Raw genomic sequence first — 14,822 nt, 5'->3', positions numbered from 1 at the left:
TCTCCTTATTTGTTTTTAAATTCTGCTTGTCTCTTTTCAAGGAAAGCAAGCGTCCCCTCATTTTTATCTTCCGTGCTGAATGCTACGGCCTGGGATAGCTTTTCCATCCACATCGCTGTATCTGCATCGATGTCATAGCCTTTATGTACAGCTCGTTTAGCAAGCATGACAGCCACTGGTCCTTTCTTCAGTACGGCAGAAGCAACTTCTTGAATTTTATCTTGCAATGCTTCTTCTTCAACAAAATAAGACACAAGTCCAATTCTTTCCGCTTCTTCCCCGTCGATGATCTTGCCTGTCAAAATCATATCAAGGGCGCGACCTTTACCGACCATACGGGAAAGCCGTTGGGTTCCACCTGCAGCTGGAACAATGCCTAGATTTAATTCAGGCAAGCCGAACTTAGCGTTTTTCGTTGCCAGGCGAATGTCACAGGCCATAGCCAGCTCGCAGCCCCCACCAAGGGCATAGCCGCGGACCGCTGCTATCGTCACTTTACTGCAGTTTTCAATTTTGTTATATAAACCTTGCATCCCCGGAACAAGTGCCTCAAGGGGCTGTCTTTCATTCAATTGGCGTATATCCGCACCGGCGGCAAATGATTTTTCACCTGCTCCTTGGATGACGATTACTTTAACTTCATCTTTTCCTTCAGCTTCCGTAATCGCCTCGTCGATTTCTTGCAACATACTTGCATCTAAAGCATTTCGTGCTTCCGGACGGTTTAACGTCAGCCAATAAATTCCGTTTTCCAATTGTACGTCTACATTCCTATATTGAGTAGTCACGATTTCCCTCCTAATTGTAATCATAAAAGCCGCGGCCTGATTTCTTACCTAGGCGACCTGCTTTTACATACTTCACTAACAGGGGTGATGGGCGATACTTTTCACCTAGTGTAGCGTGCAAATATTCCATGTTTCTTAGGCGAGTATCCAGACCGACGAGATCAGCCAACTCCAACGGACCCATCGGATGGTTCAGACCAAGCTTCATCGCTGTATCGATATCCTCTGCGGAAGCTACCCCTTCCATCAGTAGATTCATCGCTTCATTACCAATGAGGCAATTCATCCGGGATGTAACAAAACCAGGAAATTCATTTACCTCAACAGTAGTTTTATTAATCTTCTCGGCAACTTCATGAACGAAATTCACCGTTTCATCTGAAGTTTCCAATCCTCGAATGACTTCGATCAGCTTCATTTTATGCACCGGATTGAAGAAGTGCATGGCAACGACCTTATCCGGCCTTGAAGTCTGTGCACCGATTTCCGTCGGACTCATCGTCGATGTATTGGATGCAAGAATCGTTTCAGGTGGACAAATTTCATCCAGTTTTTTAAATACATCAATCTTTATATCCATTTTCTCGAGTACAGCTTCAACGACCAATTCTGCGTTTTCCGCTGCAGTGTTTAAATTGGAATCAAAAACTAGATTGTCTTTGGCAGATTGATAGACTTCCTCCGTTAAGTACCCTCTTTGTAAACTGCCATCCAACAGGTTATAAATATCATTCTTTGCTCTTTCTAAAATCTCATCGCTAATATCATTGACATACACGCTATAACCACTAATTGCAAAAGCATAAGCGATTCCTTTTCCCATGACGCCAGAACCGACAACGGTAACTTTACTCATGTAATCATCCTTTTTGACTTTAGTTTTATATGAATCTGCTGAGTGTTCATTTACTTAAATTATAAGAGGGATGCACCCAGCTACTATATTCACTTGGTTCACGTTTCATTCTGCAATAATTCTTTACGATAAAAACGTTGTAGAGTATAAACGCCAGCAAGAACAACAAGTCCAATCAGATCTGTAAACAAGCCTGGCACAACCATTAAGATGGAACCAACTAGCAGGATGAGCCGTTCATACCAAAACGCATGTCTTAGCAGCCATCCTTCCACAGCTGCAGCTACACCAATGATACCGATGATTGCTGTAATTGTAGCCACGATGATTTCCAATGGACTTCCTACCAATAATAGAACTTCTCCATATACGAAAATAAACGGTACGATAAAGGCAGCAATTCCAAGCTTCACTGCTGACATACTCGTCTTCATCGGATCCGCTCCAGCTATACCAGCTGCAGCAAATGAAGCGAGTGCCACCGGTGGTGTAATTGCGGAAACGGATGCAAAGTAAAATACAAAGAAGTGAGCGGCAAGTGGTGAAACACCTAGTTCAATCAAAGCTGGAATGGTTAACGGAACTTGCACAATATATGCAGCAACTGTCGGAAGCCCCATCCCTAAGATGATACTTGTAATCATGGTAAGAATTAGTGTAATAAATAGTACTCCACCAGACACGCTGATGATAAGACTGCTAAATTGTAGTCCGATACCAGTAAAGCCGATAACTCCAATAATCAAACCAGCAGCTGCACAAGCAATAGCCGTTTCTAAGGAGGCTCTAGCACCAAGATCAAGTGCTTTGACGACTGATTTCATATCCATTTTTGCCACTCGATTGATTAATGCAACTAAAATCGTAGCCCCGATAGCGAATAGACCTGCTCTCATTGGAGATGTCCCTGTACTAAGCATGACGACAATTACGATGAGTGGCAGAAAGAAAATAAATCCTTTTTTAAATACGTCCCACGTCCGTGGCAATTCATTCTTATTTAACCCATGTAGACCTGTTCGCTTTGCACGCAGATCTACCTGCATAAACACACTGACATAATATAGGAGCGCTGGGATAATGGCCGCGAGAGCGATTTCTATATATGGAACACCTAAGTAACTGGCAATGATAAAAGCGGATGCGCCCATGATCGGCGGTGTTATTTGTCCCCCTGTGGAAGCAACGGATTCAACCGCACCTGCAAAATGTCCTTTATACCCTGTCTTTTTCATCATCGGGATGGTGAAGGCACCTGTTGTAACCGTGTTGGCAACCGCACTTCCTGAAATCGTCCCCATGATGGCACTTGCTAAAACAGCAACCTTTGCTGGGCCACCCCGATATTTCCCCATACCTGCTACTGATAGATCAATAAAGAATTGACCTGCCCCGGAAACTTCCAAAAATTTCCCAAATAAGATGAACAGAAAGATAAATGTAGCAGATACTCCGAGAGGGGTACTGAAAACCCCTGATGTCGTATAATACAAATGGTCAATAATCCACTCCATGGTGAACCCGCCATGGGATATTGCGCCAGGCAAGACCTGCCCAAAGAATCCATACACTAAAAAGATTAGGATAATGATAACGAGTGCATTTCCTACTACTCTTCTCGTTGCCTCAATCAACACTATTCCTGCTACAATACCTAATAATATTTGCAGCGAAGAAAGTGGTTCAATATACGTCATTCTTGCTGATATATCCACGGCATTGAAGACAAAATAACTGTAAACAACACCAGAAACTCCGATAAACAACCAATCATACCAAGGTATACTTTCTGATTTGGCCGCCTTTGCCGCTGGTTTATAAATTGCAAAGACGAGCATCAGGGCAAATCCAAGGTGAGCAGATCGCTGCATAATGGATTCAAAAATACCAAACAACGCGGTATATAAATGAAATAGCGACATGGCGATGGCTAGGAGGGAAATAATCAAGCCTGCCTTCCCTTTTAATGGACGCAGTTTTCCCGCCTTATTACCGTCATCATCATATTCATCTGACTTTTTCTCTTCTAGTTCGACCTGTTGCTTTAGGCTCTCCATGTTTTCACTCTCCTTTACCCCAGTGAATCACTTCTTTTGTTTTATTCCATAGCTCCAACTTCTTTGTAGTATCGAATGGCGCCAGGATGCATTTCACCAACGTTGTTTTCTACGGAGTATTCCGCGTCAAAGTCATTCAGTGTAGCGGAGAGTGTTTTCCATGCTTCATCATTTTCCACTACAAGTTTCGTCAGATTATACACATCTTCTTCCGGCATCGTGTCATTATTTACGAGTAATACAGTATACGGAGCCACTGTTTCAACATCTTCTTCCTGCTTCGGATACGTACCTGCTTCAATCGTATATGGAACATAACCAGGATTATCTTCATACAGCCCATCGATGATTTCTTGATCAAGTGAGATTAATCGGATTCCGACCGTCGTGTCCATCTCCTGCCAAGTAGCAGCCGGTGCAGCTAAGTTTCCAACCCAAGCATCAATATGGCGGTCTCGCATTAAATCTGCTGCTGCTTCTGTACCGGTATATTCAATCCCATCCAAATCATCATAAGACATGCCAACGAGATCTAAGATTTTCTGAAAAGCAATCTCTCCACTATAACCTTTAATTCCAGGGCTCACTTTTTTCCCTTTCAAATCTTCAACCGAATATATATCGGAGTCAGCCCGGACCACAATCTGAACAGGGTTCGGATATAGTGTTGCGACAGTACTGAAGTTATCAATCACTTCTTCAAATTCACCTGTTCCATTATTCGCTTCCGAAATAGCTTCACCATTGGTAAATGCAATATCAAATGTTCCATTGCCAAGTCCTAAAATATTTGCAGTTGATCCGCCTTCTACGATTGAAACCGCTGAATCCGGGAAGATTTCGTTCATCTTATCACTCATCGCACCTGCAAGTGTGTACCAGACACCACCTACTGTAGCAGCACCAAATCCAATTGTGTCTGGAGTAGTTAAGTTACCTTCAGCATCCGCTTCGCCCGCACTATCTCCATCATCACAAGCGACTAAAGCAATCATCAGTATTGAAACGATAAACAAGGTAAGATATTTCTTCATCTTCTCTGACTCTCCTTTTTTTCATGACTATTTGTATTGCTGAAATACCAGTACGACAATTGCTCCGTCCCACTCACAATGTTACCTCCGATATAAAACGCTTTCATTTCAATGATAACGTTTTGCTATCATCCATTAACTACTGAATCTTGATAAGTAAACGGAGCTCCTGTTATCTCTTGTAATTCCTCCAATCTCAAGTCGGATAGTTGCTCGACCAGCTCAGCGCCATTCTCTGTAAACTTGAATACTGCATGTTCCGTAATCAGCATATCGGCTCTACCATTTCCGCTTGTTGGAAATGTCAGCTTCTCTACAAGTTTCGGCTTACCATCTTTTGCTTGGTGCATAGATGCAACTATGATTCGTTTTGCTCCAGCGACTAAGTCCATTGCGCCTCCAACACCTAAAATATCTTTTCCTGGAATCGCCCAGTTGGCAATTTCTCCGAATTGATCAATTTGCAGAACTCCCAACACCGCGACATCAATATGACCACCGCGTATCATGACGAAGGAATCGGAACTGTCAAAGATGGATGCACCTATATCCAATGTGACTGGGTGTTTACTCGCACTGATTAAATCCATGTTGACGTTCTCCTCATCTGGCGTGGGACCCATACCAAGGATGCCGTTTTCCGACTGCAGTTCCACTTTTTTATCCCCTAAGTAATCAGGAATCAATGTCGGAATTCCAACCCCAAGATTGACCATATCCCCATCTGATAATTCTTGTGCTACCCGCTTTGCAATCTTAATTCTACTCTCCAGCGACAACGTATCTCCCACCAATCTTCACATAATTATTCATGACCAAATAATCTACATAGACATGCGGCGTGACGATTTCATAAGGACTCAATTCTCCCACTTCAACAATTTCATCAACCTCTGCAATAACGGTTTTGCCCGCAGTAGCCATGACGTGGTTGAAATTTCTTCCTGTATAATCATAGACAAGGTTACCTTTCGCATCCGCTTTCAAAGCTTTAATTAAAGAAACATCCCCCTTAATCGCCCTTTCCAAGATATAAGTCTCACCGTCAAATTCTTTTTCTTCTTTTCCTTCCGCAAGTTTCGTTCCGGCCGCTGTTTTTGTATAGAAACCGGCAATCCCTGCTCCTCCACAACGAATGCGTTCAGCTAGTGTCCCTTGTGGTACCAGTTCAATCTCCAAATTTCCTTTGGACCACTCGTTTACTGCATCACGATTGGATGTGAAATATGAACCGACTGCCTTTTTCAGGCAACCTGTGTGCAGAAGGATACCAAGACCCTTATCCTTCTCACCTAGATTATTACTCACTACAGTTAAATCTTTCTTCCCTAACGTGGCCAATTCATCGATCAACGTGAATGGAGTTCCTGAAAGTCCAAACCCGCCGACAAGCAATGTATCACCATCGTTTATCAAATTCGATAGTTCAGAGCGTTTAATTACTTTACTCAACAATCTTCCTCCCCTCACACTCATAGAAAGCAGAAATAATACTTGAAGCACAGCGAAAGCTATTAATCATTCCATTTTACGGAATCTTCATTCTGCATTCTGTTAGACATATTATATTTAAAGGATTATCAAAAGTCAATGATTTTTAAATTTTTTATTAATTTAAATTACACCCTAGTTTTTAAAACCATAATGAAGTCGCTGTTTATTTACTTTCTTTCGATGAAACAGGGGTAAAAATGACTAAAGGAGGTAAATTCGTATTAAATATAAAAGACCCACCTTCCTCATTCGTTAGGAAGACGGGTCATATATAGTATTTTATAAAGGCTTTAATTCACCACACAAAGAGATTGACCAACATGGAGCACCCTATCCACCTCTTCGGCAATCAACATCGCTGTACGTGACTGAGCTTCCACGGTCAAACCAGCAATATGTGGAGATAGTCGGATCCCTTCCACCTTTAGCAGCGGGGAATCAATTTGTACAGGTTCCTTCTCTAGGACATCCAGATAAGCACCTGCAATTTCCTTAGCTTCAACTGCTGCTGCCAAGTCCCCTTCATGCACAATTCCACCCCTAGCCGAATTAATGATATAGACATGGTTTTTCATCGATCGCATATTATCACGATTGATCAGATGTCTCGTTCCATTCGTAAGTGGCACATGAACCGAAATGAAATCAGACGTCTTCAACAGTTCCTCTAGGTCGACTTGTTTAATTCCAGTCTCCTGGACAACATGGTCAAACGGAGCAACAAAAGGGTCGAAACCGATTACATTCATGCCGAATGCTTTAGCACGTTTGGCAACACGATGGGCAATCTCCCCCATACCGACGAGACCAAGCGTCCGATTATTTAATTCATAGCCAGTAAATAGCTTGCGATTCCAATTCCCTTCTCGTACATCCGCATCAGCAGCTTGTAATGGACGTGATGCATCAAGCATTGCCGCCATCACATATTCAGCCACAGATGTTGCATTGGCATTTCTTGCAGATACTACAGGGATATTTCGCTCTCTTGCACCTTTTAAGTCAATATTATCTAGTCCGACACCGAGACGTCCGATAACTTGTACTTTTTCCGCTGCATTTAAAAATTCCGTATCCACCTTCGTTTCGTTTCTCACAATTACCGCATCATATGCTGGAAGCAAGCCTAACAATTCCTCCCGTTTTCGGCTCAACTCCATATCATAATCCACGGTATACCCCTTTTGTCTTAACGTCTCAATCCCATCATCCCACATTAACTCCGTCACAAGAATTTTCATGAATTTCTTCCCCCTTTGTATAAAAGCGATCATGTACAAATTTCATTGCCTAATTATAGTGTTTGTTTTTTGATTTTGCAATATATATTATTGTGGTTTTATTCTGATATCTTCTTTTACAGAATTTTACTTAATCAAACGGAAGATGCTTTTAACCATTCCGTACCTCTCTGAAATTACGGGCAATTTCTTCAATGACCGGTCTTCTTTTTCTTGTAGTAAAATCAATCATGACCTTTGTGACTTCTGCTTCACAAATGATTTCATCATCTTGATTGATGATTTGTTGTTGAAATACAAAACTAGTATTACCTAATTTTTTTGGAGCTGTGATTACCCACAACACATCATGAAGCAGTGCTTCTTTTTTATAAAGAATATCTATTCTTAGAACGACCGTACCTAGATTAGCCTGATGAAAATCTTCATACGAATACCCTGCATTTTTTATGTACCAGGCTTCTCTTCCATGCTCCAAATAATTCAAATACACACTATTATTAACATGGTTCAATCCGTCAATATCCTCTTCACTTACTATGATCTGTTTTTCTGCATCCATCAAAACCCCTCCATGTTTGGTTTTAGATTAAACATAAACGAACGTTCTATTGTAGTCAAGCTCAGTTATGGAATATTTAGAAAATAAGATATAATAAGTTCATAGAGGAGCATACCTAAATTGAATTTACCTGCAAATAATGAAATAATATAGTTATAAATACGACTAGATACATAAGGATTACAGGGATGGAGGGGTAACAATGAAAATTACGGAACTACAAACGCAGGAAGAGCGGGCAGAGTTGCTCAAGGAGACGGTAAAACCTTTTAAAGAACGTGCTCAAGAACACGATGAGAACTTAACTTTTCCTTTTGAAAACTTCAAAGAATTAAAGGATATAGGCTATCCTGCTCTTACGTTGCCTAGAGAATATGGTGGCGGAGGAATTTCACTTACTGAAATGCTTCACTTACAGGTAATCATCGGAAAGGCTGATGGATCAACCGCTCTTTCCATTGGATGGCATATGGGCATCATTAAACACTTAGGTGAAAATAAATCATGGAACGAGGAAACGTTCCAAAGAGTAGCAAAGGATGTAGTTGAAAATGGAGCCTTATTAAATAATGCAGCATCAGAACCGGCTACCGGCAGTCCGACACGTGGAGGTAAACCGGAAACATACGCGAAAGAAACGGAAAATGGTTGGATCATCAACGGAAGAAAAACATTCACAACTCTTGCTCCGATCCTAGACTATTTTGTCGTCAGTGCATCGATTGACGGGACCGATGATGTCGGTAATTTCCTGATCCAACGGGATCTGACAGGTGTGAGCATTGATGAAACTTGGGATAGTATCGCTATGAGAGGAACAGGCAGTCATGATCTTGTTCTTGAAAATGTTCATGTAGAAAAAGATGCGTTGGTAGAGTATCGTAAACCGAAGAAAGAAGCGGCCGGATGGCTCTTGCACATCCCAGCTTGCTACCTCGGCATCGCTCTGGCTGCTCAAGAATACGCCAATCATTTCGCACGGACCTATTCACCGAATAGCATGGATAAGTCAAAAACGATTTCAGACTTTCCTAATGTGAAACAAAAAATGGGAGAAATGGAGTTGTCTGTTCTAGAAGCAAAACATTTCCTCTTTTCAGTCGCGAGAAAATGGGATGAAGCCGATGATGAAACAAGACAAACAATGGGATCAGAACTTGGTGCCGTGAAATTATCTGTCGTCAATAAAGCAATCCACATTGTCGACTTGGCGATGCGGATTACCGGTGCACGCAGCCTGTCACAAGCTAATCCGTTGCAACGCTATTACCGTGATGTACGTGCAGGACTTCATAATCCACCGATGGATGATATGACGATCATGAATTTGGCGAGCGGCTGACCCCACAAAAGTACTGTGGGGTCTTTTCCCTTCGGATAAATGATACAATACTTTTATATCCATTAAACAGAAAGGGTCATGACAAGTGAAAAAACGATTAGGTGGAAGCCGAATCATTAAAACAGGCTTAGCAGTATTATTGACAGCTTGGGTTTGCGAATTAATTGGTTGGCCACCTGTCTTCGCAGTAATTACAGCGATTGTAACGATCGAACCAACTGTTTCAGACTCCATCAAGAAGGGGATTGTACGTTTTCCAGCTTCAGCAATCGGTTCAGCCTATGCCGTCATATTTATCTCCTTATTCGGCAATTCCCCTATCACCTATACGTTAGCAGCTGTTCTTACTATAGCCACTTGCTTTAAATTAAACCTTCACGCCGGATTACTTGTAGCAACCTTGACATCTGTAGCGATGGTTGAAGTAATACATGAGCATTTATTTATTGCCTTTTTGATTCGATTAGGTACGACGACCATTGGACTTGTTATTTCAACCGCAGTCAATATGTTTATCCTACCTCCAGATTACAGAGAGGACATTTTTACTAACATCGGAAAAATTACGAATCATACTGCCTACCTGATAAATAAGATATACTCAGACAGTATAAGTGTAAATAAAGCCAATAGGACAAAATCATCTACATTGCTCATTAAATTGGAAAAAAAGCTTAACAACACCCTTAGACTGATTCAGTTTCAAAAGGACGAGCTAAAATATCACCCTTTAGTGGCTAGTGAAGAAAAGTTATTTCTTCAACTGGAGGAACAGGCAAAATTACTGCAAAAGATGCACGGTCGCCTGGAGTACTTACTTCATCATCCAATGGATGACTTAAATTGGAATGAGGAAGAAAAAGAATTGATTCATACCGTTGTACAGGAACTGGCAGACAGTTTACAAGACAAACGTAGATTTGATTTATCCATACATCTTGAAAATAAGCAAAAAATCACTTCTAGATTTTGGCAAGACCGTACGAATTTCATGAAAAATACGGAAAGTCACTCAACAACCATTCAGCCTGAAATAATCCTTCTATACGAACTATCAACGCTATTCAACTTAGTGGAACGATTTTTAAAAGAAGATAGGGATAACTCAAAAGAGCCAGAACGGATGATGACATAAATCAACCGTCTTGGCTCTTTACGTATTTGGGGATTCACTCCACTCTATTCACTTACATTTCCCTCAGCTGGAATAGGTGTTTCTGCTAAGATTCTTGCCATGTGAACAAGATTATGGCTTGCTGTTTTTGCGTTCTGCTGTGTAAATTCATTTTCTTGTCCATTTGCTTCGATATAAGAAGCTCCAGGTCCTGCTTCGCCCACCCAATAAGCAAGCGGATTAGGCGGTAACGTGAAGCCATAATGTCCTAAACTGAAGAGTATATCTCTAGCCGCATGTTTGGCACCATCTTCATTTCCAGTCACTACTACACCAGCAACTTTATTATAGTAAATAGGTTGTCCTTTTTCATTCGTCTCCGAACCCGATCCACTAATTCGTTCCATGACCATTTTAGCCACACTCGCTTTTTCTCCAAGCCATATTGGCGTTCCAACAAGCAGAATATCTGCCTGCTTAATTTTGTCAGCAATAAGCGGCCACTCATCACCCTCTCCCATATCTGCCTCTACGCCAAAAGCTACATTGTAATCAACCACTCGGACCGTTTCTGATTCCACTCCATTTTGGTCAAAGACCTGAATGAATTCCTCTAATAATGCATCTGTATTGGATGTCTCAGTAGATTTCTTTAATGAACAGTTTAAGATTAAAGCTTTCACGAAAACACTCCTTTTTTATCTTTGATATATAGGTCCTGTTCCCTGTTTTACTGAAATATAATCTTATTTCACTATGTCGCTTGATAATACAGGATGAAATACTTGTATGACACGCTCAATTCCACGTTTCATTCTCCATACATAAGGGAATCACCTGCAGTATAGACATTTATATAGCAACTTATCAATTAATGACAAGAAAGGATTGGATTCATTTTGAGTAAATATCTTTATGGGAACACACCGACTTTTCTCGGCGCAAAGAATCTATCTGCTGGAGAGTCTCTAGAAGATGTGGATGCTGTAGTTTACGGAGTGCCTTGGGAAGGTGCCGTCACTTGGGGTGATTATACAGGATGCGAACTAGGGCCAAAAGTCATGCGTTTGACATCTGGAAGATATAGCGGCTATTTGCCGGAACTTGACCATATTGACGTATTTGAACATGTGAAGCTTGGAGATGTCGGAGATGTGGATGTCGTTCCAGCAGATGTCGAGGAAACGATGAAGAGAATTACTGATTTTACGAGCAAGCTTTGGCAAAGCGACAAATTTCTAATCGGCCTCGGTGGTGACCATGGAATCACATTTCCGATCGTAAGAGCACTGGCAGAACAAGGTAAAAAGGTCGGTATCCTTCACCTGGATGCACATTACGACAACCTCCCCTCACATAATGGAGATCAATATGCACGTTGCAGTCCTTTCGCCCGTTTGTACGAACAAGAAGGTGTGCGCAACGAAAGCATCATCCATACAGGTATTCATGGACCAAGAAATCTTCCTGAAGCCGGAAGAAATGCACGGGATGCAGGTGCGGTCACAGTGACGATTAATGATATCCGTAAGCAAGATGATCTGGCGAAGTATGCCCGTGAACTATACGCAATGGCTAGCAAAGATGTCGACTGTGTCTACTTAAGCATTTGCAGTGATGTATTGGACTTTGCTTTTAATCCCGGTGGTCCTGTCGACGGCAACGGATTAACCTCTTATGAGCTTGTGACACTTGTTCATGAAATCTGTAAGCAGGGTGTCATCGGCATGGACTTTGTAGAAGTATACCCACAGCAGGATAACAACCAAAATTCTGCCCACTTTGTTTCTACAGTTATTTTATATGCCTTGGCAGGGTGGATCCATTCGAAAAAGTGATAAAGATGAGTAGAACGCATAGAGATAAAAGTAAGACATGTAATAAATTGGAGGAAATTTTATGGCATTGACCAAAAGCGAGGAAAATACAGAACCACAGAAAAGAACGTGGAAAGACAGGCTGAAAGTCATTGGACCCGGGGCAATCGTTACTGCGTCCTTCATTGGTCCAGGAACGGTCACCACTGCGACTAGGGCCGGTGCATCATTTGGTTTTGCATTATTATGGGCGATACTTTTTTCCATTATCGCCACAATTATACTACAGGAAATGACGGCAAGACTCGGAATCATCTCGCGCAAAGGACTTGGTGATGCGGTCCGCGAACAATTCGTAAATCCCATACTTAAATACGGTTCCATGTGGCTCGTCATCATTGCAATCAGTATAGGATGTGCCGCTTACATGGCCGGTGACCTGCTCGGCACTTCACTAGGCATTTCGACATTAACCGGTATTTCACCAAACATACTTGGACCAATAGTAGGGGTCATCCTTTTGATTCTAGGCCTTTCCGGCAGTTATAGACTGATTGAGAAATTAATGATTGTACTTATTGTCACTATGTGTCTTACCTTTATCACTACGATGTTTATGACAAAGCCAGACTTAGGAGAATTATTCCAAGGTGCATTTATGCCTAACATCCCTGCTGGATCAATCATTATGATTATTGCACTAATCGGGACAACAGTCGTTCCCTATAATTTATTCCTGCATGCTTCCAATGTTCAAGAACGTTGGAACAAGCCCTCAGATTTAAGAGATTCACGTTGGGACACCATCATTTCCATTAGTGTCGGAGGATTGATTACTGCAGCAATCATCATCACTGCGGGCGCTACGATTAAAGGTCTGGAAATAAAAAGTGCCGCAGACCTTTCATTACAGCTCGAACCAATATTGGGTGAATGGGCACTTGTTTTCATGAGTATCGGGTTGTTTGCAGCCGGATTCTCTTCCGCGCTTGCCGCACCACTTGGAGCAGCAATGACAGTGAGCAGTGTGTTAAAATGGGGCAACAACATGAAAGATAAACGTTTCAAAATTGTATTCGTAATCATCATTTCAATTGGTATTATCGGTTCGGCACTGAACCTGAATCCACTTAGCGTCCTGCTTTTTGCTCAAGCATTGAACGGAATTCTACTTCCGGTCATTGCGATCATGCTGCTTATCATCATGAATAATAAAAAATTCCTCGGTAACTATACCAATACTTTAAGGGCTAATATTTTCGGAGGAATTGTGGCACTGATTTGTACGGGATTAGGTATCTACAGCTTAGTGGATGCGATTCAATCGTTTCTTAGTTAATATGTGAATCAAAAAAGCTAGAACAGGTGGATGTTGCTATCCAGATGTTCTAGCATTTTTTACTTTCCTACCATACTTGATGGGATTCGATGATATAGCGGCGATAACAAGACATGCAAAATAATATAGCTGACAATACCAGCAACATTTGCAGCAACATCAATTAATTCTGCACCACGGCCGAAGAATGGCTGTATGAACTCGATCAGTAGTCCATACGTAAATGTTAGAAGGAATACTATTACGAACTTCTTAGTCACTTGCCGCAGCAAGGACGCCAATACGAAAAACAACAGGAAGTGACCTGTAAATTCAATGTTGCTGAATTCTCCATGTAAGAAATTAGACCAGCTTGGATTTGGATGAAACTGGAAATGTACATCTCCCGAAAATACGGCAAAAGCTGGGGTGGAACAAAGCATCAAGAATATAGCAATCATCCATATCAAAATTACGAATACCATAGGTCTTCCCTCTCTAATCATGTTTATCCGGTTTCCATGAATGATATAAACTTTATCTTATTTAAGGGCTCATAGCAAGGGCGGGAACTTCCTGTGAAGATGGGTGAGGTGGTAAGGTGAGCGCCTACGGAGCTGGAGTGAGCGAATTTATTATAGGTCCGAGCGGGTTTCAATTGAGGGCGAGCGCCTTTTTATAGTCTGTGAGCGGAATTCACGTAATGACGAGCGCTTTTCCCATAAAAGTGAGCGGATATTTAGGAATATGAGCGCGTTCACTAGGATAGTGAGCGGGCTTATCTTACCTTATCAAGAAAGAATCCGTGTAATTCGAAACAAACCGGAAATCCTATATATAAGGAGGCGAAGATATGGGCAAGAAAGAATTAAACCAATTTAAAAATAACGTCATGAAAGCAAAGGGGTATAATGTGAACAGCGAGAAACCTGATGACGTTAAATACGAGGTTGCCAAAGAGCAAGGAATCCCCTTGCAGGAAGGCTACAATGGACATCTAACTTCCGAGCAAGCGGGAAAAGTTGGTGGCCCGATAGGAGGAAACATGGTAAAGGAAATGGTAAGAATGGCACAGGAACAGATGAGACAGAAAAAATGAATCTTTTATGTATAGAGTTCCCCACTTGAGAATTTACCCTTTCGCTTAACTATAAATAAAGGAGTACAAGGACATAGTCCCCTGTACTCCCTCATTATTC

15 protein-coding genes are annotated in these 14,822 nt (G+C 41.6%); 5 read left to right on the top strand and 10 right to left on the bottom strand.

What is annotated here, in order from left to right; genetic code table 11:
* Positions 1-5: 5 nt before the first annotated feature.
* The 8 genes from ACFSBH_RS04715 to ACFSBH_RS04680 all read right to left on the bottom strand — a co-directional run bounded on the left by ACFSBH_RS04715 (position 6) and on the right by ACFSBH_RS04680 (position 8,032).
* Positions 6-788: an enoyl-CoA hydratase/isomerase family protein gene (locus tag ACFSBH_RS04715; protein ID WP_379596288.1), complete on the bottom strand. Its 783-nt coding sequence runs from the start codon at positions 786-788 to the stop codon at positions 6-8.
* A 10-nt stretch (positions 789-798) separates the two neighbouring features.
* The gene (locus ACFSBH_RS04710) at positions 799-1,644 is read right to left on the bottom strand and encodes a 3-hydroxyacyl-CoA dehydrogenase (protein WP_379596286.1); all 846 of its coding nucleotides are present in this window, start codon (positions 1,642-1,644) and stop codon (positions 799-801) included.
* 98 nt (positions 1,645-1,742) lie between these two features.
* Positions 1,743-3,701, bottom strand: coding sequence for a TRAP transporter permease (locus tag ACFSBH_RS04705; RefSeq protein WP_379596284.1), 1,959 nt, complete (start codon positions 3,699-3,701; stop codon positions 1,743-1,745).
* A 41-nt stretch (positions 3,702-3,742) separates the two neighbouring features.
* Positions 3,743-4,735: a TAXI family TRAP transporter solute-binding subunit gene (locus ACFSBH_RS04700; protein ID WP_379596282.1), complete on the bottom strand. Its 993-nt coding sequence runs from the start codon at positions 4,733-4,735 to the stop codon at positions 3,743-3,745.
* 128 nt (positions 4,736-4,863) lie between these two features.
* Positions 4,864-5,514: a 3-oxoacid CoA-transferase subunit B gene (locus ACFSBH_RS04695; RefSeq protein ID WP_379596280.1), complete on the bottom strand. Its 651-nt coding sequence runs from the start codon at positions 5,512-5,514 to the stop codon at positions 4,864-4,866.
* Positions 5,498-6,190 carry a CoA transferase subunit A gene (locus ACFSBH_RS04690; RefSeq protein WP_379596278.1) on the bottom strand — a complete coding sequence of 231 codons (693 nt, stop codon included), beginning with the start codon at positions 6,188-6,190 and terminating at the stop codon, positions 5,498-5,500. The genes ACFSBH_RS04695 and ACFSBH_RS04690 overlap by 17 nt, the downstream gene beginning before the upstream one ends.
* Positions 6,191-6,519: 329 nt before the next feature.
* Positions 6,520-7,470, bottom strand: coding sequence for a hydroxyacid dehydrogenase (locus tag ACFSBH_RS04685; protein ID WP_379596276.1), 951 nt, complete (start codon positions 7,468-7,470; stop codon positions 6,520-6,522).
* Positions 7,471-7,621: 151 nt separating this feature from the next.
* Positions 7,622-8,032: an acyl-CoA thioesterase gene (locus ACFSBH_RS04680; protein WP_379596274.1), complete on the bottom strand. Its 411-nt coding sequence runs from the start codon at positions 8,030-8,032 to the stop codon at positions 7,622-7,624.
* A 202-nt stretch (positions 8,033-8,234) separates the two neighbouring features.
* Between ACFSBH_RS04680 and ACFSBH_RS04675 the strand changes: the two genes are divergently transcribed.
* Both ACFSBH_RS04675 and ACFSBH_RS04670 read left to right on the top strand, forming a co-directional pair.
* Complete coding sequence (locus tag ACFSBH_RS04675) at positions 8,235-9,374, top strand: acyl-CoA dehydrogenase family protein (protein WP_379596272.1); 1,140 nt, start codon at positions 8,235-8,237, stop codon at positions 9,372-9,374.
* 85 nt (positions 9,375-9,459) lie between these two features.
* Positions 9,460-10,509 (top strand): FUSC family protein, encoded by a 1,050-nt coding sequence (locus ACFSBH_RS04670; protein ID WP_251514550.1) that lies wholly within the window; start codon positions 9,460-9,462, stop codon positions 10,507-10,509.
* A 44-nt stretch (positions 10,510-10,553) separates the two neighbouring features.
* On the opposite strand, the gene ACFSBH_RS04665 is transcribed toward ACFSBH_RS04670, so the two are convergent.
* Entirely contained in the window at positions 10,554-11,171 is a 618-nt protein-coding gene (locus tag ACFSBH_RS04665) for a flavodoxin family protein (protein ID WP_251514552.1), read from the bottom strand.
* Between the two features lie 216 nt (positions 11,172-11,387).
* Here ACFSBH_RS04665 and ACFSBH_RS04660 point away from each other — a divergent pair, with 216 nt between their 5' ends.
* Complete coding sequence (locus ACFSBH_RS04660; RefSeq protein ID WP_251514554.1) at positions 11,388-12,326, top strand: agmatinase family protein; 939 nt, start codon at positions 11,388-11,390, stop codon at positions 12,324-12,326.
* Between the two features lie 61 nt (positions 12,327-12,387).
* Positions 12,388-13,644 (top strand): Nramp family divalent metal transporter, encoded by a 1,257-nt coding sequence (locus ACFSBH_RS04655; protein ID WP_251514555.1) that lies wholly within the window; start codon positions 12,388-12,390, stop codon positions 13,642-13,644.
* A gap of 59 nt (positions 13,645-13,703) precedes the next feature.
* On the opposite strand, the gene ACFSBH_RS04650 is transcribed toward ACFSBH_RS04655, so the two are convergent.
* Complete coding sequence (locus tag ACFSBH_RS04650; protein WP_251514556.1) at positions 13,704-14,108, bottom strand: VanZ family protein; 405 nt, start codon at positions 14,106-14,108, stop codon at positions 13,704-13,706.
* A gap of 368 nt (positions 14,109-14,476) precedes the next feature.
* Between ACFSBH_RS04650 and ACFSBH_RS04645 the strand changes: the two genes are divergently transcribed.
* On the top strand, positions 14,477-14,722 hold the full coding sequence (locus ACFSBH_RS04645) for an alpha/beta-type small acid-soluble spore protein (RefSeq protein ID WP_251514557.1): 246 nt from the start codon (positions 14,477-14,479) through the stop codon (positions 14,720-14,722).
* The last annotated feature ends 100 nt before the right edge of the window (positions 14,723-14,822 follow it).

This window comes from Oceanobacillus luteolus (assembly GCF_042678205.1).
Taxonomy (GTDB): domain Bacteria; phylum Bacillota; class Bacilli; order Bacillales; family Amphibacillaceae; genus Oceanobacillus; species Oceanobacillus luteolus.
Note: the sequence above shows the minus strand (reverse complement) of the source record. Positions and strands in the feature narration are given on the sequence as shown.

Coding starts and splice junctions, on each gene's coding strand:
- ACFSBH_RS04705 (WP_379596284.1), bottom strand. CDS start 3,701: ATGGAGAGCCTAAAGCAACAGGTCGAACTAGAAGAGAAAAAGTCAGAT.
- ACFSBH_RS04685 (WP_379596276.1), bottom strand. CDS start 7,470: ATGAAAATTCTTGTGACGGAGTTAATGTGGGATGATGGGATTGAGACG.
- ACFSBH_RS04655 (WP_251514555.1), top strand. CDS start 12,388: ATGGCATTGACCAAAAGCGAGGAAAATACAGAACCACAGAAAAGAACG.
- ACFSBH_RS04645 (WP_251514557.1), top strand. CDS start 14,477: ATGGGCAAGAAAGAATTAAACCAATTTAAAAATAACGTCATGAAAGCA.
- ACFSBH_RS04710 (WP_379596286.1), bottom strand. CDS start 1,644: ATGAGTAAAGTTACCGTTGTCGGTTCTGGCGTCATGGGAAAAGGAATC.
- ACFSBH_RS04675 (WP_379596272.1), top strand. CDS start 8,235: ATGAAAATTACGGAACTACAAACGCAGGAAGAGCGGGCAGAGTTGCTC.
- ACFSBH_RS04680 (WP_379596274.1), bottom strand. CDS start 8,032: ATGGATGCAGAAAAACAGATCATAGTAAGTGAAGAGGATATTGACGGA.
- ACFSBH_RS04700 (WP_379596282.1), bottom strand. CDS start 4,735: ATGAAGAAATATCTTACCTTGTTTATCGTTTCAATACTGATGATTGCT.
- ACFSBH_RS04650 (WP_251514556.1), bottom strand. CDS start 14,108: ATGGTATTCGTAATTTTGATATGGATGATTGCTATATTCTTGATGCTT.